Below are 23,433 nucleotides of genomic sequence, written 5' to 3' on the forward strand. Positions count from 1 at the left end.
CTAAGTGAGCTGTGTTTTACATCACAGTTTTTGTAGTTACGGGTAACATGTTACCCGTAACGTGCTATCGTAGAAACAGGTGAATACAACCAAATTCCAAAATTGAGATTGAGGTCAAACTATGGCAGGTCGCAGCATTATCGTTATGGGTGTTTCAGGGTGTGGTAAGTCAAGTGTGGGTTCTGCACTGGCTGATGCTTTGAATGCTAAATTTATCGATGGTGATGATTTGCACCCAAAAGCAAACATCTTGAAGATGAGCGCAGGTAACCCTCTGAATGATGATGATCGTGCGCCTTGGCTAGAACGTATCCGTGATGCGGCGTTTAGCCTTGAGAAGAAAAATGAAACCGGCATTATTGTCTGCTCTGCACTGAAGCGTAAGTATCGTGATATGATCCGTGAAGGTAACGAGAACGTCACCTTTATTTTCCTCGACGGTACTTTCGAACTGATTTTCGAACGTCTGAGCAAGCGCGTAGGTCATTTCCAGAAAGAAGGCATGCTACAAAGCCAATTTGATACGCTGGAATGCCCATTGAGCACTAATGAAAGCGGCATCTTGCGCGTTGATATTGATGCAGAGTTTGATCAAGTTGTTGAGCGTGCCGTCACTGCAGCTAAAGAGGTTCACTAATGCACCCAGTTATTACCCGAGTCACTGCTCGGATTGCTGAACGCAGCGCACAATCTCGTGCGCGTTATCTCGCACAAATTCAATCTCAAGCTGCACAAGGCAAGAATCGCGCAAGCTTGGCATGTGGCAACCTTGCCCACGCTGTAGCAGCCTGTTCTAGCCAGCAAAAAGGCCAGATCCTTGACATGACTCGCGCTAACGTGGGCATTGTCACTGCATACAATGATATGCTCTCTGCACATCAGCCTTACCAGTTCTATCCTGACCAAATCAAAGCTGTTTTGGCTGAACTTGGCCACAGTGCACAAGTGGCTGGCGGTGTTCCCGCTATGTGTGACGGCGTAACACAAGGACAGCCGGGCATGGATATGTCTCTGTTCTCGCGCGATCTGATTGCACAGGCTACTGCTGTATCATTAAGCCACAATACATTTGATGCCACTCTACTTTTAGGCATTTGCGATAAAATTGCCCCCGGACAACTGATGGGTGCACTGGCCTTTGGCCACCTGCCAACGGCATTTATTCCTGCTGGCCCAATGCCAACTGGCATCAGCAATGATGAGAAAGTCAAAGTCCGCCAGAAATATGCAGCCGGTGAACTTGGTCGTGACGCTCTGCTTGATATGGAGTGTGGTGCATACCATGCGCCGGGCACCTGTACCTTTTACGGTACAGCCAACACCAATCAGCTGGTATTTGAAGCGATGGGCCTGATGTTACCGGGTTCTGCTTTCATCCCACCGAATACTGCACTGCGTAATGCACTGACCGATCATGCTGCCCGTAAAGTGGCTGGCATGGTACAAGGCGGCAGTGAGTACCGCCCGCTGGCTGAAGTGCTTGATGAGCGCTGCATGGTCAATGGCCTGATTGCTCTGCTGGCCTCTGGCGGCAGTACTAACCATACCCTGCACATGATTGCCGTTGCCCGCGCAGCCGGCCTGATTGTCACGTGGGATGACTTCAGCGAACTCTCTGATGTTGTACCACTGATGACCCGTGTCTACCCGAATGGCCCAGCAGATATCAATGCCTTCCAAGCCGCTGGCGGTGTTCCGCTCTTGCTGCGTAAGCTGGCCGAACGTGGTCTGCTGCATATGGATGCCACCCCAGTATTTGGCACAATGGAAGATTACCTGAGCCTGCCGACACTGGAAAATGGTGCGTTAGCATGGCAGCCGGTGATGGAAACGCGTGATCCGGCCGTTATCGCGGAAGGTGACAGCGTATTTAATGCTACCGGTGGCCTGAAAGTGCTGTCAGGCAACTTGGGCCGTGGCGTGATTAAAGTCAGTGCCGTTGCACCTGAGCACCATATTGTTCGCGCCCCCGTCGAGATTTTCGAATCTCAGCACGATGTGGAAGCCGCTTACAAAGCCGGTACGCTAAACCGCGATGTGATCGTAGTCGTTCGCCACAATGGGCCTGGTGCCAACGGTATGCCAGAGCTACATAAACTGATGCCAATTCTGGGCAATATCCAGAAAGCCGGTTTTAAAGTGGCACTGGTGACTGATGGCCGTTTATCCGGTGCATCGGGTAAAATTCCTGCGGCTATCCACGTGACTCCGGAAGCCAGCAAAAATGGCCCTCTGGCTTATCTGCAAAACGGTGATGTCATCACACTTGATGCCACTCAAGGAACATTGACTACCGATGCCGATCTGGGCCAGCGCACCGCATTCCACCCTGATTTAACTGCCGAGCAGACAGGGTTTGGCCGGAATTTGTTTAAAGTATTCCGCGAGCATGTTTCCAGTGCGGAAACCGGTGCAACGGTTATTGATTAAATAACATGATTAAACAGCATAGCATTGTGATTGATCGATTCACGATCAATCCGTGAATTGCCTTCGCACTTCATTTATTATGCTATTGACTCTGCGCGCACCCCGATGTGCGCGCAACTTTGTGTAATGCTAAGGAATAACACATGAATTGGACTGTTTCCCCTGCCGACGTTTTTGCCACTTCACCTGTCGTACCGGTTATGGTTATTAACCACGTAGCAGATGCTGTACCTATGGCAAAAGCGCTGGCAGACGGCGGGATCACCGTATTTGAAGTGACCTTGCGTACCGATGCAGCACTCGACGCTATCCGTGCTATTGCTGATGCAATGCCAGAAGCCATGATTGGCGCGGGCACAGTGATTAACCCTGAGCAGTACGACGCAGCCGTCGCTGCGGGCGCAAAATTCATCATCAGCCCAGGATGCACCCGTGAGCTGCTTGATCATGCAAAACAACATAGCACTCCGCTGATCCCGGGTGTTGCAACACCGTCAGAAGTGATGCAAGCGCTGGCACAAGGTTATACACACCTGAAATTTTTCCCGGCAGAAGCTAATGGCGGCGTTACCGCGCTGAAAGCTATTGCAGCGCCGCTGCCACAAGTACGTTTTTGCCCGACTGGTGGCGTTAGCCCGAAAAACGTGCACGATTACCTATCAGCAAAATGCGTAGCTACTGTCGGTGGTTCGTGGATGCTGCCTGCCGATGCCATTGCCGCACACGACTGGGCAACTATTACCCGTCTGTCAGCAGAAGCGGTGGCATTGGTTTGTGCTAAATAAGTACTACCGCAATATCGGCTGATTAGCCTCTGTTGCTACATAAAAAAGACCGAACATTCGGTCTTTTTTTATTCTATTTTATCATCACCGCCGCAAGGCCATGATCATCATGATCACATCATCACAAAATCAAATACTCTCACCAGCATCCAGCCTGTAGCCTAAATCATATACCCGCTGCGTTCGCACCTCTCCGGCTAAACGTGCCAATAATGATTCAGCAGCTAACTTACCCATTTCACGCCGTGGCGTGTGCACGCTGGCGAGCTTGGGCATAATGGTCTGTCCGATATCGTGCCCGTGAAAACCCGCTATCGCTACCTGTTGAGGAATGGCTATACCCAGGCGCTGGCAGGCAAAAATTGCGCCCACAGCCAAGTCATCGTTAGTACAGAAAATACCATCGGTATCGGGATAACAGCGCAGTGTTTCTTCCAGCAATTCCGCACCCAACGAATAAGACGAGGCCGCCTCAGTCATCACATGCCGTGCTTCTAGCCCGTATACGGCCATTGCACGAATATAGCCATCAAAACGTTGCTGCGTCCGCACATCCATTCGAGCACCTAGATACACTATCTTGCGATAACCCTTTTGCAACATCAGTGTGGTCATATCAAAACTGGCCGCTTCATTATCTAGCCCAACGGCTAGCTCAATGCTGGGCGAACGGGAGTCCATAATCTCAACCACCGGAATACCCGCCGTTGCAATCATCTTCAACGTACGGGGTGTGTGGTAACTTTCCGATAAAATCAACCCATCAACATGATATGAGAGTAATGAGGCTATCCGGGTCTCTTCTACCGCCGCACTGTAACCATAGTGCGCCAGCATAGTCTGATAACCTTTTTGTTCGGTCACCGATTCAATACCGCGCAACACTTCCGAAAACACCTGATTGGTCAACGAAGGCAGCAATACACCAATGGCCTGACTTTTTGCGTTCGACAAAATATCTGGCGCACGGTTGGGGATATATCCTAAATCCTCAAGTGCATCGGCTATTTTTAGCTGAATAGGGGCAGAGACTTGTGAAGGGTCACGCAAGTAACGGCTGACCGTCATTTTCGTTACACCGACGACATCCGCTACATCCTGCAGGGTTGGACGTTTTTTCTTCATTTTCTCTACAAATCAAGGGTGATGTTACCTGTAACATAGCATATTTCACTGATTCAACCCATAAATTTACGAATAAAATCACCTGTTATTAACAATAACATCCGGTTTTCATTATGAATATGCTGAAAAAACATCATAACAACAGCGTTGTTAGTAATGTTAAGGCCTAGCATAATCTCTCTTTTAAGGATAAGAGAACATTATTGCGCTCTATTTTTCCTTTATATCATTTGTTTCAAGTTGTTATTATTCTTCATTCTCTTACAGTTAGTTACTATTCCACCTTTATTTTTAGTAAACGTTGACTTAGTTAAGTTGTCAAAAGAACTTGAATAGCTTTTACCAATAAGCTAGTAATACAGCGTATTGAATAATTTATTTTATATGATATTAGGAATTTATAAATTGCTTTGCTTGTTTAACCCAATTCAACGCAATCTTATTTAGTCTTATTTAAATTCACTATACAGATCGCAAAATTAAACGCATCGGGTAGTCATTCTGCCGTTTCAGGTGAAATACTAAATGCATACTGTAAATGAGGTTTTTATATGTACACCACACACGACCACCAGCCTTTCTTTACACCTGAAGAGTACATGCAAAATGTCAGCTTCTATATTCCTGGCCGTGAGATCCCTTTTTTCGACCAGAAAATAGATGATACCGTTACCGTGCCCGTGCATGATGAACATGAAATCACCATGATTATCGGCATTGAGAACATGGAAGGAAAAGTCTACCGTGAGATTACAGCCCATACTTTTGATAGTTTTGCTGACCTGATTGCCCAGTTAGCTCATCTGCATTTAGTTGATGTGTTTCCCGCCAGCTATTATGTCACCAGTGGCTATGATAGCCGCCTGCGTTTTGCACATTAACCAGTCACCACTTCGTCTATACGTATGCTTTTGATAGGAATCATCCGTCAGAAAGATATTTATCGCTGCAAAATAGGGCTTAGGCTTTCAATAGACGTGTTTTCAATGTGCAAGTATTAAATTACTGTATTTATCCATTTAATGATACTTACAGTACTGACTCATTCAAAAAAGCTCAATAATCTAAAAAAATATGAATATAATCTCTTTAATTGCTGCCAATTTATACTGCCAGTGATTTAATGACTTAGATTTACAGATAAAAAACATATATATTTCACTGTAATGAAGTAATAATGAACCATATAAGAAAAAATACTGATACCCTAATCCATACTCAGTAATTAAGCATCAATTTATTCAATGCGTGCATTAATCAATGAAATAAATAAATAAATAAGGTAATAGACTTATTGATTTTTTACTCTCTTGAGTATCTATTAAATCATTGCTGTTATTCATTTCAAACACACTACCATTTCAATTTATGTCACTGAATACCGATAACCTGCCTATTTTAGACCTAAAACAGGCACAATATCCCCGTCAACGCATGCATGCTCATTCAGAAATCTCTTTCTAACACTTTTCATGACAGAATGCTGGCTGTTGTTTGACACATTCAATTTCATCTTTTTTTATCATAAAAATCATGCAATTAAATAATTAATTCTACCATTTTGTTAAGGAGTGTTTACATTCCTCCACAACAAAAAAAATCTCGGTAATATTAACGGCCATGTCATATTTATAACGTAAAAATATCCATCAATGCCGATAGTTATGGAGCTTTGGGATGATTAATGTGGATGATGTTTTAAACAAGTATATACCGACACTCCCACAGCACACGTGGCTTTACCGCCCAGTAAGTGCGGTGCTAAAAAACCTGCTGCATGAACAAGATTTACACTCATTCTCACATGATTACCCCAGTGTTACCGGTTTTCAATTTGTTGAGCAAGTGCTTAACTACTTTGATTTTAGTACCGTGGTAAACCCGAGCCAGCTTGAAAACATTCCCGTAACCGGGCGTGTTGTTTTCATTGCTAATCACCCTATCGGCTCGCTCGATGGGTTAGCCCTGCTAAATTTGGTTGGAAAAATACGGCCTGATGTCAAAATAATAGCCAATGATATGCTGCTACAAATTGCGCCATTGGCTTCACTGCTTCTGCCGGTGAATAATATGGGTGGCCGAACTCCTAAAGAGAATCTGAGCCACATTCATCAGTGGTTAGAACAAGAAGGCGCACTGATTATTTTTCCTGCCGGTGAGGTATCACGGTTACGACCTAATGGTATTCAGGATACGCTCTGGCACAGTGGCTTTTTACGGATAGCCAGTCGGGCACAAGCACCGGTAATCCCGATTCATATCACCGGCAGAAACTCAGCTATTTTTTACGGTACATCTATGCTGTATAAACCGCTGTCTACTCTGCTACTAGTGCAAGAGATGTTTAACCAAACCCATAAAGCAATTCATGTTCGTATTGGAGCGCCAATTCCTTATCGACATTACCATTCACTTTGCCACCTTCCGCTTAAAACACGCATCAAACTGTTTCGTAAACACCTTTACCTGATAGGCCACGATAAAAACGGTATCTTACCCACAGAGATTGCAATTGCACACCCTGAAAACCGTCAGGCACTGCGTCAGGCGATTTTTGCCTGTGAACCATTGGGCGTCAGTAATGATGGCAAAAAGATCTATCTGTACCGATATCAGCCCAACTCACCGGTTATGCGTGAAATAGGCCGCTTACGCGAACTGGCGTTTCGCGCTGTAGGTGAAGGTTCAGGGCAGCGCTACGATATTGATGGGTACGATAAACACTATCTGCACATTGTATTATGGGATGACAATGAGCTTGAAATTGTGGGTGCTTACCGTTTATGTGATACAGCGACGACTTTGCAGGAAAAAGGCTTAGAAGGTATCTACACACACTCGCTGTTTCATTATGACGAAGGTATGACTCCTATTTTGCAGCAAGGGCTGGAACTTGGCCGCAGTTTTGTACAACCGCGTTACTGGGGATTACGTAGCCTTGACTATTTATGGATGGGTATCGGGGCTTTTCTAGCAAAAAATCCGCAATTTCGCTATCTGTTTGGTCCGGTAAGTATGAGTAACGGAATGCCGCCGGAAGCCAAGAACTTGCTGGTTTATTTCTATCAAACCTATTTTGCAGCCGATCATCCGGTAGCGCGATCTCGCAGGCCGTATGAACTGGCCAATGATCTGCAAAGAGAGCTACAACAGCACTTTAGTGGTGAAGATTATGTACAGGATTTAACCACCCTAAAACTGCTGCTACACCACTTTGGTGTGCAGATCCCAACACTGTATAAGCAATACAGTGAGCTGTGTGAGCGTGGCGGCGTGCAGTTTTTGGATTTTGGTACTGATCCTGATTTTGCCGATTGTATTGATGGGCTGGTGCTGGTAGATACAACCAAAATCAAAGCTAAAAAACGGCAGCGTTATATCGATATTCACCATGCATCAGATAATCACGCCTCGCGTGAGTAATAAAAAGTGCTGGGCTATACAGACAGAGATAGAGAGAAGAGAAGAGAAGAGAAGAAAAAACAAAGCCCTCTGGACTCTCAACACAGGGCTTTATTTTTCTAGCAGATATTAATGTTCATATACTGTTGCTATATGCAGCCATATAGCTGGAAACCGTGTTACTGGCCTACCACGTACGCACAGGGCCGGTATCAATGTGTACAAAGTTACTCTTTGGATAATAACCCACACCACCAGCACGCATTTTTAATGCCGCTTTGCGTACATTGCTCAACGATGCACCCTCGATACGAAAATCAACCGCGCGAGCCAGTGTATGATAGCTGTGTTTTGCCACACCACTTGAACGCTGACGCAAATTTTTGTTCGTCTTCGGTGAACGGTAGCCTGAAATTAGCTGAATTTCACCTTTCGCACCCAGCATCAGCTGTACCCGATATAACTGTTCGAACAGCTTCTTATCTATTTTTGTTACCTGATTCGCACGGTAATCACGCAGCAAAAAATTCAAACGGGTCAGCTCTTCAGAAACATAGTTTTTACCATCAAAGAACTCGGCTTTGACTTTTTCTCCGGTATTGATATTACTCAGTGTCAGAACTTTGGGTTTAGATGTTGAGAGTGATGCCCAAGCCTGCCCGGGTAGTAGTGAGCAACCTAGTACTACACCACCTAAAGCAAGCCACTTCCGACGACTGTGATCAATCCCTTGCTCAAGATTTTGCATAATTTTAGTGATTACTATCCGGTTAATTATAAACAAACGCTATAAATAGCAGCAGCGTGAACCTTAACTGGCACGGCAAAGCTAGTCAACCTCTATGCGGGCACAAAGATCTGACAGATCCTTTTACATATCACACAAGTCAGACACCTGGTTTACTTTTTTATTCTTTTCCATTGCTGTTTTCGTGATCTTTATCACTAAAGAAATACCAAAATGGGAAATATCGCATACTCAGCCTGATATGACAGTGTTCGCCCTTTTTTTTATCATTTTGTCGGCCTGCTTCAATTTCAGGTCTACTCTGTAGCATGATCGTTATGCTTCCCCCTTTAAAAAAACAGCCCAAAATGAGCAAAAAACGTAAAAAAGAGACAAAAAAAGAGAGCATTTCAGCTCTCTCTTATCTTATAACTTAAGATCACACGGTAATCAGTTGATCAGTGTTCGTAAATTATCACGAATAAGTGTGCTTGCACGGGTCACTTTATCGTAATCATAGATATCAGTACGGTACTGCACTTGTCCGTTATCTGCCACCCATGATGACAGGTAATAGATCTGTACCGGCACTCGCTCACGGATTGGCACATAGGTTGTTTTACCTTTACCCAAAGTAGAACTAACCCGCTCCTGATTCCAGCCAACATCTTTTAGTAGCATATCGGCAAGCTGTGCGGCTTTATTCACACGAATACAGCCTGAACTCAGTGCCCGAATATCTTTACCGAATAAACCTTTAGCCGGCGTATCGTGCAGATAAATGGCTTCTGCATTCGGCATATTGAACTTATAACGGCCCAAAGAGTTGTCGTCACCCGGCGCTTGTTTTAAGCGATACGGAAAGTTCTTTTCTGACATTCTTGACCAGTCAATATCATACGGTGAAATTTCGTACGCTTCGTTAGTCCAGTCACTCAAAATGACATAGCCATGTTTAGCCAAATAACTTGGATCACGCTTAATTTTTGGGATCAAGTCTTCACGAATCAGACGATCAGGCACTGTCCACGGCGGGTTTAAGACTACATTATTTAGCTGGCTGTGCATAAACGGTGTTTTACGGCTTGGACGGCCAACAATCACTTTAGAATCAAGGATCTCTTTACCATCACGGTAATAGGCCAAATGGTAGTCAGGGATATTAACCCAAATACCGTTAACTTTCTCTGCCGGTAACAAGCGTAAACGCTGCATATTTAATGCCAGCAGTGCGGCACGTGTTTGCGGGTCTTGGTTTAGCCAAAAACGGGTACGCGGGCCAATCACGCCATCAGCCGCTAAACCATGCTGACGCTGGAAATTCTCTACTGCCTCAACACGTGCAGCACTGTACAAATCACCGCTGATATCGGCCACATTATCCGGCAGATCACCGGTTAGCTGTAAAATACGGTCAAGCACCATCACTTCGGAGCTGTAATCACCCGGACGCAATGATGGGCCACTTCCCAACTGCGGCCAACCTTCACTGCTTTCATGGATTAAGCGTGCTAAGGCTTTTTGCATTAAGGCGTATTGGCGATTTTGTGGCGCAAGGCTTTGAATAAAGGCCAAATCGGTGCCGCTATCTTGTGCTTTTAACCACTGCATTACCCGCTTTTCGTTCGGTGCGGCCAACACAACTGGGGTTGCTTTTGCATAGAGCCAGCTATCACCCTTTGCTTTGATTTGGTCAACGTAACTTAAATAGCCCAGCATGGCATCTGAGATCACGATATCTTTTGCCATATCATGCAAATTAGGATTACTGATCTCTTTTACCCACTGGGTAAAACGCGGGCTAACACCTGCCAGTGCTAGCTCATTGAGTTGCAACAAAAAAGCCTCTTTCACTTGCTGATTTTGCCACAGAGGCTGCATATTACTTGCGGTGTATAACTTACTTATCTGCCGTGGAAAAGCGAGTACGATACTGGCAGGCAGAATCTGATCAATTCGCGTAATTTTTTTTGTATTGTTGCTTGCATTTACAGCATCAACACTGGCCGCCGTAGCCACCAGTGGTTGCACCAACAAGACTGTCAGCAGTAAACAACCCAGTGTTTGAGTTACTTTTGATGAGTTCATGTAAATTCAACTCTTTTTATTTTCGTTAGCGCTTTTCTGTACACCCGCACCACAGCTTCTGCAACACCGAATATCTGCCACATGTCAGCTTCAAGGCTTGGTGTTGTCGTGTACAAAATTCATGTTATTAGAATATAGGATAAAAAAGCATACATTGATCATCGATGCTGATCTATTGTTCATCACATTAATTAACGTAAAACTCACGCCTAATCATAAAATAAAAAAAATCAATACATAAAATATAAAAGCCAGACACAATGCAATATCATGCCTGGCTTTTTTTTACAATTTATGATGCGATTTCAAGGTCTCTTGATGCCTCGTGCCAGTATATAACAGTGCTGTATACAAGAGAGCTCATTTAATGCTCATCTAAAACACATCATCTAAGCTTCAATTTCAACAGCATCAGGCATTTCGGTGTGTGTATCTTGTGCTCGGCTATCGGTCAGTACTTCGGTATCGGCACCAAAACCACGCAGACCCACCACATGCACGTGTTCGTGATTTTTAAACACTTTACGCACAAGTTTATAGGTTGTGCCCTTTTCCGGACTGATATTTTCCGGGGCTGCAATCAGCAGTTGCATGTCTAAGCGATCACACAGCTCAAACAGGGTAGCGATAGATTTCGCATCCAAGCGCGCGGCTTCATCAAGAAACAGCAAACGGCATGGTGCGATATCTTTGCCACGCAAACGGCGTGACTCCTCTTCCCAGCTCTGTACAACCATCAGTAAAATAGCCATACCGGTACCGATAGCTTCACCGGTAGAGAGCGCGCCACTTTCTGCTCGCAGCCAGCCATCTGAACCACGACAAACTTCCACTTCTAACTCAAGGTAGTTGCGATAATCAAGCAGCTCTTCACCAACGGTTTGCGGGCTACGCTGGCCGATATCAATATGCGGATTCAGACGTTGATACAGTTTAGCCAGTGCTTCAGAAAAGGTCAGACGCTGGTTAGAGAATAAGTCTTGATGCTGCTCACGCTGCTCTGACAAGCCATTGAGCAACATGGCATGGCTTTCACGTACATTGACTGACAAGCGCACACTTTGCACCTGTCCAAACGAGATATTCTGCAAACCCTGATTCAGCATACGGATACGATTCTGCTCACGCTGAATCGTCTTGCGCATGATATTGGCCACCGCTTCCGCACTGATGGCTAAACGCTGCTCACGGTTGGTCAGCTCTTCGGTCAGACGCGCCAGTTCGATCTCCATCTGCTCAATGGCATCAACCGGATCATCGGTACGGATAATATCTTGTCGGATACGCTCACGCAGATGCTGATAGACAGCGATATAGAACAGAACTTTCTTTTCAGGATGGCGTGAGTCTTCCGATGCTCTCAGCACATCGCGCAACATTTCGTTATTCGCTACCGCTTGGCGCAAAGTCCCCAATGCTTTATCCGACATTGAACGCAGCTCATCTGCCGACAGGTAAGCCAGCTCGCGCTTATGTAAGCGGCGCTCTACATCATTGTCGCGCGCCAAACGCAATACGGCACACCAGTTGGCTTTTGCACTGACCACTTGTCCACGCAGGGTCAGGTAATCACGCTCAAGTTTGCGCAGACGTTTTTGCAGGCTGTCCATCTCCGCCTCTACGATCGCCGTCTGCTTCTCAAGCTGGCTGCGGCGCTGGCGGTTATGGCTCAGTTGTGTATGCAGTTCATCACGGCGAATACGCGCCCGCTCTTCTGCACCACTATCAGCCCGCACGCCTAAATCTTGCATCTCTTGTTCAAGTTCTTTGAACATATCACGCTTGGCATCAGCCGCACTCTTCAGTGATGCCATCACTTGGTGATACTGGCTGTGTTGACTTTGTAATTGGCGTAACTGATCACGGCAGCGGCTGCGCTCTGCTTCAGCATGGCTCAGTTGTTCACGCAGTTTCTCCGTAAAACCAGAAGACTCTCCAACCATACCGACAGATTCTGCATAGGCAAAATAGGCGCGGCGCTGAACCACTTCCGACAATGCAAACAGCTTTTGCTTGGCTTCGCGCTGGGCGCTTTGAGCATGTTGATAATCAGCCTGCAGATGTGAGTGCTGCTCAGGATCACTTTGCAACACATTCACAACCGATTCTAACTGCTGAAGATGTTCACCATGCTGCTGAATATGACGCTGCGCAATACGCGCGTTATCTAGCTCTTCACGTAACTCGTCAACACGATCAATCAGAGTTTCATCAGCCAGCAATGCGCTGAGTGGAACAAGGCGATTGAGCATATTTAAGCACTCACGAGCCTGCTCTGCCTGTGAACGAAGTTGTTTTTCGGTGGCATCAGCCTGACTCAAGTCACGATCAATATCACTACGCTGTTGAGTCAGCAGACGAATTTGCGCTTCCGGATCGGCATCAAACGCGGTGGCCAAATATTCACCCACAAAGCGGCTAAATGTCTGGTGCAACCGTTGTAATTTTTGTACATCAAACGACAGCGTTGCATATTTCTCGGCCAGCGCCTCACGTTCGGTACGCAGTATCTCAAGGCGATTTTCACGCGCAGCACGGCCAAACAGCGGAACGGCCGGAAAACGGGAATAACGCAGTTGACGGTCAGAAACCTGTACCACAACCGCACCTTCTAGCTCTTGTGTTTGGAATACGCTATCGTCAAAAGATTGCGGATCACCTTCGATCAAATAGAGATCTTCAGGGCAATCATCAAGCTCGGTCAGCAGATCACGTACGGCACTAAGATCTTGCACCACAATACCGTGGCGGGCCGGGCCATACAGCGCAGAGAAGTAAGGTGCATCATCAATGGTGACATCATCATAAATCTCGGAAAGCAGCACGCCGCCCAGACGTTCGGCCAGCGCAACCAAGCGGCTATCTTCTGCCCCGCCCGGCTGTGCCAGACGCTCAATCTGCGCTTCAATATCGTGCTTACGGGCCGCGATTTGATCTCTAACCACCGTTTGAGCGCGCTCGTCTTCCAGCAGGCTTTGCATCTGCTGCATCACCGCCTGACTATCTTCGAGCGGTTGTCCGGTCTGTTCGCTTAAGTTGTTCAGCGCATCTTGGGCCGCCAGCCACTGAGGCGCACGCGCTGACAGTGAAGAAATCTGGATACCGATTTGCTCACGCTGCTGACGCAGGTGATTACGCTGCTCAAGGTGTTCGGCAAGCTCGGTATTGATGCTCTCGTGGTTTGCCTCTAGCTGTGCTTGCTCATCGGCCAGCTCTGCGGGGTGATCCAATGCCACGCCGCTGCGTTTGATGTACTCATTAAGCAAGCGCTCGGCTTCTTGCTGAGATCGTAAACGCTGCTCAAGCTCTGCCAGTTGCGCGCGCAGAGGTTCGGCACGCTCGGCCAAATGGCGCTGAGAAGGCTGCTCGCGCAGCAGTTCTCGCGCAGTCTGCCATGCATCGCTACGCGCCACCTCACCGGCAATACGGCACACCAGCTGGTAAGCGCGATCAAATTGCCCTGAGGCGGCCTGTGCGACATTAATTTTTTGCTCCAATCCCAACAGTTGCTCAGTCAGTGCCTGCTCGCGAACGGCAAACTCCTCTTGCCACTGTGCCGCATTCTCTGCGGTGAGATCAGGCAGCGCACACATTGCGCGGGCTTTTTCAAGTGCCTGTACGGCCTGCTGATATTGCAGTGCACGGGTTTGTTGTGAGTCAAGCGCCTGTTGATAATCGGCCAGTTGTGATTTCAGATCATCAACATCAATCTCTGCGCCTTCGGCACGCTCTTCGGCATCGGCCAGACGCTCGGCTGACTCTTCGACCACTTCCGTTTGCTCTTCCAGACGCATTGAAAGTTCATCAAGATCATCACGATAACGTTCAATTTTCTCTTGCTGACGCAGTGCGGTCATCACCAAATTCAGGTGATCGGCGGCGGCTTGGTGATCGGCTTCTAAATCACTTTCGGCCCCCTGATGCTCAACCAGTTCACGCCCCATCTCGACCAAACGGTATTGCTGACTGACCAGTTCGCTGCGCGCACCAAACCATTCGCGGCGCATATTCATTACCGCTTCAAGGTGCTGGCGGCGCTCATTTGCATGGCGCATGTAGTCGGCGGCTACGTAGTGGGTCGATTCAGTGATCAGTTGCTTGAACATATCACGATCAGACTGTGTGACACGGATAGCTTCGAGTGTCATACGGTTTTCGCGCAGTGCCGCTTCCATATCTTGGAAGGCTTTACGTACACCTACGTTTTCAGGCAGCAGATAATCGCGCAGAGATCGGGTAATGGCGCTGGAGATCCCACCATACAGTGAGGCTTCAATCAGGCGATAAAACTTACTACGGTCAGAGGCCGAGCGCAGACGTTTGGGGATGATTCCCATATCAAACATCATGCTGTGGTAATCGGTAATGGAGTTAAATTGCTTAAACTGAACACCTTCCATGCCATCAACCAGATCACGTACTTCTGGCAACTGGCGTACACGCGCTTGTGAGTCGGAGAGCTTTTCCGTCAGCAATTCAGTCGGATAGCTAGCCATTGGCAGGCCTTGGATCATAAATGGCTTGATATCCACTTTCCGATCACGCCCCGCCACCTGCTGCAAACGCACACCAATCAGTACCCGCTGATGACGTGAGTTAACCGTATCAATGGTGGCATAGCAGACACCGGCTTTGAGTTTGCCGTACAAGCCTTTATCACGTGAGCCTGAGGTTGCACCCGCTTCGGTGGTATTACGAAAGTGCAGCAACGTCAGATCGGGGATCAAAGTGGTGACGAATGCCGCCATGGTGGTGGATTTACCCGCACCATTCCCGCCGGAGAGCGTGGTGACCAGATCATCAAGATCAAAAGTACGGGCAAAAAAGCCGTTCCAGTTTACCAACGTTAATGAGCGAAATTTACCGCGTTCGATCATATTCGATTATTCCTCGCCATCATCAACGAAAGCTTCGCTGTTATTGTCTGCGTTATCGTCACGGCTATCTTCTAAAGACAGGCTGTCTGCTGCCATAGCTTCGCCATCACGGATCATGCGTAACTGTGCTTCACGCGGATCATCTCCGCTGCGGACATCAGCACCAAAGCGGAATACCGCTTCCGAGATCCGAAACTTTCCACTGTCACCAATCATCACCACCATACCAAGGCGGCGCAGACGGTTCATCGAGGTATTCACTTTATCGTGCAGTTTTTTGCGATCTAAATCTGAACCGGTTGAACGGTTGTTCACCAATTTGAGCAGTTTGCTCTCATCGGCCAGATTCATTAGCTCATCATGCAAGTCAGCAACAGTGAAGATCCCCTCTTGTGCCAAGCGTTCCGGGCTAAGATAGAGATAACACAGCACTTTTCCGACTAGCATATCGAGTGCAGAAAGTACGCTACGCGCAATCAGGGTTGTTGAACGGGGGCGTAAATAGAAGAAGCCTTCCGGTGCGCGGATAAGTTCAACATGATAACGGCGGTAAAAATCATCCAGCTCTGACTGAAAATCCATCAGGAAAGCGTGGTTGTCTAAATCGTCTAATCCGATATGTCGGCCTGAGCGCAGCATGCTGTCAAGCACAGGGAAAATCGGGTTAGCCAGTGCCTGCGCTAAACGCAGCGGCATGTATTGATCAATATTCATCGATGACATGGGCCTGTACCTTGGCTCCGTGGTCGTTAATGGCCTGCCATTCTGGCTGCAGACCGGCAAAATCAGCTTTCGCTACCCCAAGGCGCACGGCGTGATCAACCAACAGGCGTGATACGTCAAAGTGGCGGGCATGAGGGAAACGCTGGAGAAAATCGTGGAGAACCCTGCCCAAATCTAACGGGCGATTCTGCTGCCGATAGTCAATCAGCAGTGCATCAATGCTATCAGCAAGCTGCTCATTGAGATCGGTCAGGCTTTCATATTCAAGCTCAGGAGGAAGTAAACCGGTAGCTTCTTCATCACGCAATGTTAGCTCTTCATCACGCATATCCAGCAAGCGATCAGCATTGGCATGTAGCAGTACCCACGGCATATCAAAGTAGTCTCGAACCGACTGGCGCAGGCGCTGGCCAAAGATCCGGTTTTTATCCATATCAATGGCGGTACGAATAAATTTATGCACGTGGCGATCGTAACCGATCCACAGATCAATGGCTTGCTGACCCCAACTGATAATGCGATCAAGTTTGGCTTGCAGATCAAGCACCAGCTGATCGACAAAGTTCAGATCAGGCCGGTTTAGTGTGGCATCTTGAATTTGCAATAAGCGTGATTGCAGTTTATCACCAGCCGCTTCAAGGGTATCTTGCAATTCACGCAGATTCCCTGATGTTTCATCAAGCAGCAACTCACAGCTGGTAATCGCCGCACGCCAATCTTTATTGAGCAGTGCGGCAATATCATCTTTCACCGATTGCTGCTGCTCATCCATCAAACGTTGAGTGAGATCGATGCTGTCAAAGATTTCGGCAACCGAGTATTTTAGCGGTGCATACACATTACGCCGCCAGTGCGTCTCTTCGCCGCCCTCTTCAGCGGCCTCTGCGGCACGCTGAATTTCATCGGCCACAATAGAGAGCTGCACCGACAAACGCAGTGCAGAAAATTCTCGCTGACGAATATAGTAATCAGTTATCCCAATCCCTAACGGGGTTAGGCGATAAATTGACTGCCCTTCGGTCAGTTCACTGGTAAAACGACTAAGTAAACGCTGACGCACCAGATCATTGATGGCATTGTTCGCACGCTGGGTCAGCGTTTCTGTTGCCAACTCGAACGCAATACTGACATGGCGAAACGCATCAACCAATTCACCTTCCGACATTTCACCGTCAAAACGTTCACTGTTCAGTGTGGCGATAGCCAATAAAAAAGCCAGACGCTCCACCGGCAGCGCAATCGAGAAATCGTTTTTTCTCGCCCAGGCGACCAGCTCGGGTACGGTCTGGGAAAACTCACTCATGCGATGTCCCTTAAAATTTTACATTCCGCAGACATGCACATCAAAGCTTGTGAGCCATGACATGAATGTAACGGCCAAGACTAATGTAAGGCTCCTGCCGACAATACTGTTGCTCCATTTCGAGCAGCAGTTCAAATTTTGTCTCCCGATGAGATTTATCTCTCAGGAAATCGTGTAACACTCTGACACCGGTTTTACCGCTAATCTGCAAACCCAAGTCAGTCAGCCATTGATAAACCTGCTCCGGTTTTCGCGGGTGAGTAGGGACCAGTGTTTTTCTTTTACTCAGCGGCATTCCGGCCTGAATATACTCAAAATTCCCGCCCACCAAGTGGTGGTGACGCATACCGTTATAGTTATAGAACATTAATGACAATGCTCCGCCCGGTAACAGAAGATCTGTCAGGTTTTGTAATACCTCAACGGGCTCTTCAACCCACTCAAGTACTGCGTGAAACAATACCAGATCTACCGGAGCTGCTAAATGGTTAGCCACCTCTTGTGCTGAGCTGTGCACAAATTGCATCTGCTGTGCCACGCCGTCTGCTTGTGCAGCTTGCTCTGCTTGCACCAACATATCACCAGAGATATCACACAGTGTTATGAAATGGCCTTGTGCCGCTAAAAAACGCGACAGTTGCCCCATACCACCACCCGCATCAAGAATGCGTAACGGCCGCGCTGGCAATGTCGCTAGCAGTTTTTCCAAATCTTGCTGTAGCACGGCCTCACGGATACGGCCTTTGGCTGACCCGTAAATATTGCGCGCAAATTTATCAACAATGCCGTCAAAGTTACGATCTTCAGACACACGCAGTACCTATTCATGCACGAAAGCCGCTATTTTGACATATTCTTCCAAGAAAAATGCTATCTGTCCGTCTGATTGGCTTTTTCTTATGCAATTAATAGCCAATCTAGACCGATATTATGACTTTTATCTATTAAACGTGCATTTAGCCGCATAAAAAAGCCCTGAGCACAGATAACTCAGGGCTTTACCGTAAAAATATTGGTGTATTGAAAGGATAAAAAACGTTATACCACCATCATCATACTGTCTGAGATCACATCATCAATCAGGGCATCAATCTTGGTAGTATCAAGGTGATGCGCCGAAGTGATCATGTGTGCGACATCACCTGAAATAGCCAAGCAGTGTTTTTTCCACACATATTCAGAGGGTTTGGGGAAGACAACGGTAATCGAGTTTTTGTTCCGCCATGCGGGGATCCCGGCATCATTAAAGCGTTTAACCGCATATTCAGCTTTATTCAGGCAACGCTGGATCCGGCGGCGCTGCTCTTCGATACTAATCGATTTTGCCGCAACCCACAGCATAATCGGTGTATGACCATTACGTGATCCGGTAATGGTTTTATCGTGAGCGGCAATGTAGTCAATCTCAACCGAAATTTTATCCACATTCTCTTTTTTCGCGATAGTGATACCACACGGAATCGGTGAGCCGATCATTTTATGGCCAGAAACCGAGATAGAATCAATACCATCGGCAAAATTGTACGGTTGCGGTTCATCAACAAACGGCAAAATCATGCCACTTAATGCGGCATCGGCATGAATATAGTACTCATTACGCGCAATACCCAACTCAGCAATACGGCGCTGGATAATACTGATGTTATCAATAGCACCCCGTACAGTTGTACCTATATTGGCAAAGATAATCGGATGTTTTTCGTTATTGGCTTTAATTTTGCTAATTAAATCATCATAATCCATCTCGCCATTTTGGCGGGATTCAACAATGCAATGCTCAATTCGCAGTAATTTGACAATTTTCGCTACCGAATAGTGAGTATCCTTTGAGAAATATAATCGGCTAGAAGGAAAAAGCTCCCGAGCCAAATAACAGCCAAACATATTCCCTTCTGTACCACCATTGGTAACATATCCCCAACAGTTATCAAACGGGATTTGATATAAATGGCTAAAATGCTCAATAACTTCCTTTTCAAAATCAAATGAGTTTAGCAAATAATTGCAATACTCAGACCAATCACCACAGTTATTAATCGAAAAACGTAAGAATCGCTCTAAAATCGTGTAATCGAAATCAGCTGACTCAGGATACCCTAAGTTAAAATATTGGTTTTTTACACAGTAGGCCCAGAATTTATCCAGCGTATTTTGGTCTTTAATTGATAGCGACATAATAAAATCCCTAATGTGCCGTCGGCAGAGGCTCACGAAAAAGTGAATATCGCTTTTTCGTAAACCTTTACGCGCTGACATCAGATATAAGTAAGTAGGCAAATTTGGAAAAGAAAAAAACCATTTCATGCATCTACACACTGATGATGAAAATACAAACAGTTATTTCATTGGTGTATCCGCAGAAATATTTGCGAAAGCTTCTTCTGCTTTATGTTTTCTGACTGCAACATAGATATACAGAGGAATGGTAATCATCACCATTAAGATCCCCCAGTACAGAGAGTTATTTCCTGAACCTAGCAATGCATATAGGCAGTAGGCGAAAGCAATACAAACCAAAACAATATAAAGTTTAAAGGCAGATGTTTTAGTCAGGTCTTTATTAATCATTAAAATAGGCAATGAGATAATGGCATAAATATAAGGCAGTAATGATGCAAACACCGATAATAAAATGATAATTTCAAACTGTTTTGCCAAGTTTGGTGATGCAGTCATAAACAGTACTAAACTCATCAGAATACCGGTAAACACCAGACTCTTCATCGGCACATCATTTTTATTGGTATCACTGAAAAATGAAGGGAATATACCATCTTTTGCCGCAGCTCGTGGCGCTTCAGATTGTAAAATCAACCAACCGGATAATGAACCAAAGCAGGCAATAATACTCAGTGCAGAGACAATTTTACCGGCCAGCGGGCCAAACATATAACTAGCAGCAGCAGCAAAAGGAGCAGGCGAATGCACTAAAACTTCGTGGGGTACAATACCCATAATAACCGAGCAACTACTCACATAACATACTGCGGTAATTAATAAGCCAAACACGGTTGCTTTAGGCACTGTCCGTTCAGGATCTTTTACCTGACCGGTTGATACCACCGCAGATTCAACACCCAAAAATCCCCATAATGCAATAGATGCCGCGCTCATAACTGCACTCAGATCGCTCTTGCCAGTTGCATTATAAACTTGTGTGAAATTATCTGGTTTAAACCAAAACCAGCCCAAAAAACCAACACCCAATACAACAACCAGCATACAACCGGCGGTAAATGATTGTGAGCGCCCTGCCACGTTAGCGCCGCATGATCCTAGTAAAATAAATCCCCATAAAATAACAATGGAAGTAATACAGCTGTAAATAGGTTGATGCAGTGCAGGGAAGAAATAACTAAGATACCCTACACCAGCAACCAATAACGCAACATTACCAATCCATGCGCTAATCCAGTAGCAAATGGTGGATTGAAAGCCAACAAAAGGGCCAAATGAATCTTTCGCGTAAGAAACAATGCCGCCAATTCTGGGATTAATGAAACTTGATTTAGCAAAAACCAGTGCCAGTGAAATCACCCCGATTATGGTAATAACCCAGCCCCACAGTGAAATATAACCAATACCGGCCAGATTGGTCGGCAACATAAATACACCCGACCCCATCATATTTGATGCCGTCACCAGTGTCAGTGCCGCCAACCCTATTTTATGCGCATTTTTACCTGACAACTCTGCCATTACTCAGACCTCATCAATCCTATGATTGTCAAAAAATATGACTGTCGAAAAATAAGCAGCAGCGTGCCGTGTCATTGCACATAGTCAGTAATGTGAGCAATAACTTATTTAATATTACACGCTGCTTTTTATTGCTGAGGCAATGTTATTTAGTCATTCGTGGCAGTTTACGATCGGCCAACCAATCATTTAATTGCATGCTGTTCAGGCTGTGAAATCCACTAGAAGGAACGGCATTACGTGCCAATGTTGCATACGGTGCGCAGGTTAATGCCGTACCAATTTCACCTGGTTTCATTATTGAGTAGGCAAAACCAACATAGGTGCGGTCAAACAATACATGTGAATCTTCACCACAAGAGACAACTGACCATACGACTGATTTACGATGCTCTTCAAGGAATGCGACTAGATCTTGTTCGTTATCATTTTTTGTCCACAAACCGGCATCTTCAATAAACAGGTCAGCGCAATTATCACGATCTTTTGACAATGAAATGGCAATAAATGACCAGACACCATAGGCCTCACCCTCTTTAAACTCACCACTTACCGGACGATACGATGTCACACTTTTGTTGGCACAAATAACATGCGCCCCCGGTAACAGCGGAAAACGGCGATCAGCTTCACTGCCGAACAGCTCTTTACCTGCATCCAACAATGGCTGAGCATCATACACTTTCAGCATAGAGCCATCATATTGCTTAGCTTCTAACACGGTCTGAATTTTGTTGTCATGAATATCTTCATGTACAGCCAGATCATGCCCCCAAACTTGACCAGCCAGACCACAAAAGCTTGAGGCAGTCAGCATGTTAATTTGACCTACATACGCATCGTTACATTCAGAACGATCGTACGCAACAATACCATCAAGCAGAACATCATCTGTTTTATACACTGTACCGGAAGAGACTTTTAAGACAGAAACATAACCTAGCCCTTGTGCACCCGGTGCACCGTAACCATCACAATATTGATCAAATGGGCTAATCGCTGTTTTATCAATTTTAGGTGCGCGCATTTTATACATCCTCATTTTAAATACGAATAAGTGCTTTGCATCAAACTGAGAGTTAAAATACGGCAGTGCAGATATCAATTTGTGATTCTAATCACGCTTTTATCAAGGTCGAATTTTAAAGCGTAATCAAAACATTCATGGTGTAAATGAATATTTACTTTCCACACCAACCTATAAATTACCTTGAGTTTATTTACATGTTCCTTATCTAACTCAATCATTAATTTGGCATAACTAATTTAACATTAACTTAATAACCAACCTCGTGGCTATTCATAATAAAAAGAACATACCGATAAAGAGTGAGCATTTTAAAATAGATAAAAAGTCAAAAATCAGGCGATATGTAACAGTTCTTTTTTTATTGTCAAAAATATCTTTACTGAAATTATTTTACCAACCCTACTAACCACATTCAGCCCAACAAGAAAACACCTGCCACCCTAAAAACAACCTACGCAATAAACCTTATTTTTAGCGTACAAAAAAATCATTTTGTTACAGCTTGTTTAATCATCTTTATTTTTACATGGGAATATTATTTAATAGACAGTGCTATGAAACCTCAACATAACAATAGTGATTAAACACACTATGTAGAAGGAGCTGTTATGTTTTCTGGAAGCCATTATCTGAAGTCTGCTGTTTACTTGCTCTGTAGCCGGTTTACACTCCGAGTACTCATCGTTTTATTGAGCGTCTTTGTGTTACTGACTATTTTTGACCTCATCATTGAAGCCACCTTCAGAAAAAACCCAAGTGTGATATTACACTTACTAAACTATACCACCCCTTACTAGGGCTTATAACATAACTTATTTCTTTCTTTAAACACATTAGCTCACTCAAGTTAATTTTACCCTGTAAATAAACAACACATGAAAACAGGTGTTTATGCCGATGTTCTCATGCTGTTTAGGTAATTTAAATTTACCAATATTAAAACAACGTGTCTTATTATTTTCGTTTTACTGACGTTATATATTCATATAATGAATGTGAATCTATTAAGACACACTTAAAACAATACACATTGCATATGTTTCTCATACAACCTCTATTTATGCACTCTATACCTTTATACACTGCATATTTACTGACTCTGTACACACTCTATTTATAGTAAATACCCTTTTCTTAGGTAAAATTGAGCCATCTAATAAGGTGAAAACCCCTATCCTCCTCGCAAAAAAGCAGTAAGTGCTAAGTAATTATGCAATACAGTTATATTTTTCAATGGCATACAT

15 protein-coding genes are annotated in these 23,433 nt (G+C 45.4%); 5 read left to right on the plus strand and 10 right to left on the minus strand.

The genetic code is table 11. The annotated features are described in order from the left end of the window. Nucleotides 1-121: 121 nt before the first annotated feature. From AC1HDJ_RS10465 to AC1HDJ_RS10475, 3 genes are all read left to right on the plus strand, one after another. Nucleotides 122-637, plus strand: coding sequence for a gluconokinase (locus tag AC1HDJ_RS10465; RefSeq protein ID WP_479535740.1), 516 nt, complete (start codon nucleotides 122-124; stop codon nucleotides 635-637). After that, nucleotides 637-2,430, plus strand: a complete 1,794-nt coding sequence (gene edd / locus AC1HDJ_RS10470; RefSeq protein ID WP_479535742.1) for a phosphogluconate dehydratase — start codon at nucleotides 637-639, stop codon at nucleotides 2,428-2,430. The genes AC1HDJ_RS10465 and edd overlap by 1 nt, the downstream gene beginning before the upstream one ends. A 143-nt stretch (nucleotides 2,431-2,573) precedes the next feature. After that, nucleotides 2,574-3,215, plus strand: a complete 642-nt coding sequence (locus AC1HDJ_RS10475; RefSeq protein ID WP_479535744.1) for a bifunctional 4-hydroxy-2-oxoglutarate aldolase/2-dehydro-3-deoxy-phosphogluconate aldolase — start codon at nucleotides 2,574-2,576, stop codon at nucleotides 3,213-3,215. Nucleotides 3,216-3,344: 129 nt separating this feature from the next. Here the strand turns inward: AC1HDJ_RS10475 and gntR are convergent, their stop codons facing one another. Beyond that, nucleotides 3,345-4,340: a gluconate operon transcriptional repressor GntR gene (gene gntR / locus AC1HDJ_RS10480; protein WP_479535746.1), complete on the minus strand. Its 996-nt coding sequence runs from the start codon at nucleotides 4,338-4,340 to the stop codon at nucleotides 3,345-3,347. A 551-nt stretch (nucleotides 4,341-4,891) separates the two neighbouring features. Between gntR and AC1HDJ_RS10485 the strand changes: the two genes are divergently transcribed. Both AC1HDJ_RS10485 and olsF read left to right on the plus strand, forming a co-directional pair. Beyond that, nucleotides 4,892-5,221, plus strand: coding sequence for a hypothetical protein (locus AC1HDJ_RS10485; RefSeq protein WP_479535748.1), 330 nt, complete (start codon nucleotides 4,892-4,894; stop codon nucleotides 5,219-5,221). A gap of 796 nt (nucleotides 5,222-6,017) precedes the next feature. Beyond that, nucleotides 6,018-7,763, plus strand: coding sequence for a bifunctional ornithine lipid synthase OlsF (gene olsF, locus AC1HDJ_RS10490; protein WP_479535750.1), 1,746 nt, complete (start codon nucleotides 6,018-6,020; stop codon nucleotides 7,761-7,763). Nucleotides 7,764-7,929: 166 nt separating this feature from the next. On the opposite strand, the gene mepK is transcribed toward olsF, so the two are convergent. The 9 genes from mepK to hdcA form a co-directional block, all read right to left on the minus strand. Beyond that, nucleotides 7,930-8,490, minus strand: a complete 561-nt coding sequence (gene mepK, locus AC1HDJ_RS10495; RefSeq protein ID WP_479535752.1) for a peptidoglycan L,D-endopeptidase MepK — start codon at nucleotides 8,488-8,490, stop codon at nucleotides 7,930-7,932. A 429-nt stretch (nucleotides 8,491-8,919) separates the two neighbouring features. After that, nucleotides 8,920-10,557: a L,D-transpeptidase gene (ldtD, locus tag AC1HDJ_RS10500; RefSeq protein ID WP_479535754.1), complete on the minus strand. Its 1,638-nt coding sequence runs from the start codon at nucleotides 10,555-10,557 to the stop codon at nucleotides 8,920-8,922. A gap of 389 nt (nucleotides 10,558-10,946) precedes the next feature. Continuing rightward, nucleotides 10,947-15,434: a chromosome partition protein MukB gene (gene mukB, locus AC1HDJ_RS10505; RefSeq protein ID WP_479535756.1), complete on the minus strand. Its 4,488-nt coding sequence runs from the start codon at nucleotides 15,432-15,434 to the stop codon at nucleotides 10,947-10,949. 6 nt (nucleotides 15,435-15,440) lie between these two features. Beyond that, entirely contained in the window at nucleotides 15,441-16,157 is a 717-nt protein-coding gene (gene mukE, locus AC1HDJ_RS10510) for a chromosome partition protein MukE (protein WP_479535758.1), read from the minus strand. Then, entirely contained in the window at nucleotides 16,138-17,460 is a 1,323-nt protein-coding gene (gene mukF, locus AC1HDJ_RS10515; protein ID WP_479535760.1) for a chromosome partition protein MukF, read from the minus strand. Before mukF ends, mukE begins: the two co-directional genes overlap by 20 nt. A gap of 40 nt (nucleotides 17,461-17,500) precedes the next feature. Next, nucleotides 17,501-18,271, minus strand: coding sequence for a tRNA uridine 5-oxyacetic acid(34) methyltransferase CmoM (gene cmoM, locus AC1HDJ_RS10520; protein ID WP_479535762.1), 771 nt, complete (start codon nucleotides 18,269-18,271; stop codon nucleotides 17,501-17,503). Nucleotides 18,272-18,498: 227 nt separating this feature from the next. Further along, the gene (locus tag AC1HDJ_RS10525) at nucleotides 18,499-19,635 is read right to left on the minus strand and encodes a histidine decarboxylase (protein ID WP_479535764.1); all 1,137 of its coding nucleotides are present in this window, start codon (nucleotides 19,633-19,635) and stop codon (nucleotides 18,499-18,501) included. A 162-nt stretch (nucleotides 19,636-19,797) separates the two neighbouring features. Next, nucleotides 19,798-21,159, minus strand: a complete 1,362-nt coding sequence (locus AC1HDJ_RS10530) for an amino acid permease (RefSeq protein WP_479535766.1) — start codon at nucleotides 21,157-21,159, stop codon at nucleotides 19,798-19,800. A gap of 145 nt (nucleotides 21,160-21,304) precedes the next feature. Then, on the minus strand, nucleotides 21,305-22,186 hold the full coding sequence (gene hdcA / locus AC1HDJ_RS10535) for a histidine decarboxylase, pyruvoyl type (RefSeq protein WP_479535768.1): 882 nt from the start codon (nucleotides 22,184-22,186) through the stop codon (nucleotides 21,305-21,307). Nucleotides 22,187-23,433: the final 1,247 nt, after the last annotated feature.

The sequence above is a fragment of the Plesiomonas sp. ISS29 genome (genome assembly GCF_056522795.1).

What these genes read in the sequence shown, in the direction of transcription:
- AC1HDJ_RS10465 (WP_479535740.1), top strand. Translation starts at nt 122, where the DNA reads ATGGCAGGTCGCAGCATTATCGTTATGGGTGTTTCAGGGTGTGGTAAG.
- edd (WP_479535742.1), top strand. Translation starts at nt 637, where the DNA reads ATGCACCCAGTTATTACCCGAGTCACTGCTCGGATTGCTGAACGCAGC.
- AC1HDJ_RS10475 (WP_479535744.1), top strand. Translation starts at nt 2,574, where the DNA reads ATGAATTGGACTGTTTCCCCTGCCGACGTTTTTGCCACTTCACCTGTC.
- gntR (WP_479535746.1), bottom strand. Translation starts at nt 4,340, where the DNA reads ATGAAGAAAAAACGTCCAACCCTGCAGGATGTAGCGGATGTCGTCGGT.
- AC1HDJ_RS10485 (WP_479535748.1), top strand. Translation starts at nt 4,892, where the DNA reads ATGTACACCACACACGACCACCAGCCTTTCTTTACACCTGAAGAGTAC.
- olsF (WP_479535750.1), top strand. Translation starts at nt 6,018, where the DNA reads ATGATTAATGTGGATGATGTTTTAAACAAGTATATACCGACACTCCCA.
- mepK (WP_479535752.1), bottom strand. Translation starts at nt 8,490, where the DNA reads ATGCAAAATCTTGAGCAAGGGATTGATCACAGTCGTCGGAAGTGGCTT.
- ldtD (WP_479535754.1), bottom strand. Translation starts at nt 10,557, where the DNA reads ATGAACTCATCAAAAGTAACTCAAACACTGGGTTGTTTACTGCTGACA.
- mukB (WP_479535756.1), bottom strand. Translation starts at nt 15,434, where the DNA reads ATGATCGAACGCGGTAAATTTCGCTCATTAACGTTGGTAAACTGGAAC.
- mukE (WP_479535758.1), bottom strand. Translation starts at nt 16,157, where the DNA reads ATGTCATCGATGAATATTGATCAATACATGCCGCTGCGTTTAGCGCAG.
- mukF (WP_479535760.1), bottom strand. Translation starts at nt 17,460, where the DNA reads ATGAGTGAGTTTTCCCAGACCGTACCCGAGCTGGTCGCCTGGGCGAGA.
- AC1HDJ_RS10525 (WP_479535764.1), bottom strand. Translation starts at nt 19,635, where the DNA reads ATGTCGCTATCAATTAAAGACCAAAATACGCTGGATAAATTCTGGGCC.
- AC1HDJ_RS10530 (WP_479535766.1), bottom strand. Translation starts at nt 21,159, where the DNA reads ATGGCAGAGTTGTCAGGTAAAAATGCGCATAAAATAGGGTTGGCGGCA.
- hdcA (WP_479535768.1), bottom strand. Translation starts at nt 22,186, where the DNA reads ATGCGCGCACCTAAAATTGATAAAACAGCGATTAGCCCATTTGATCAA.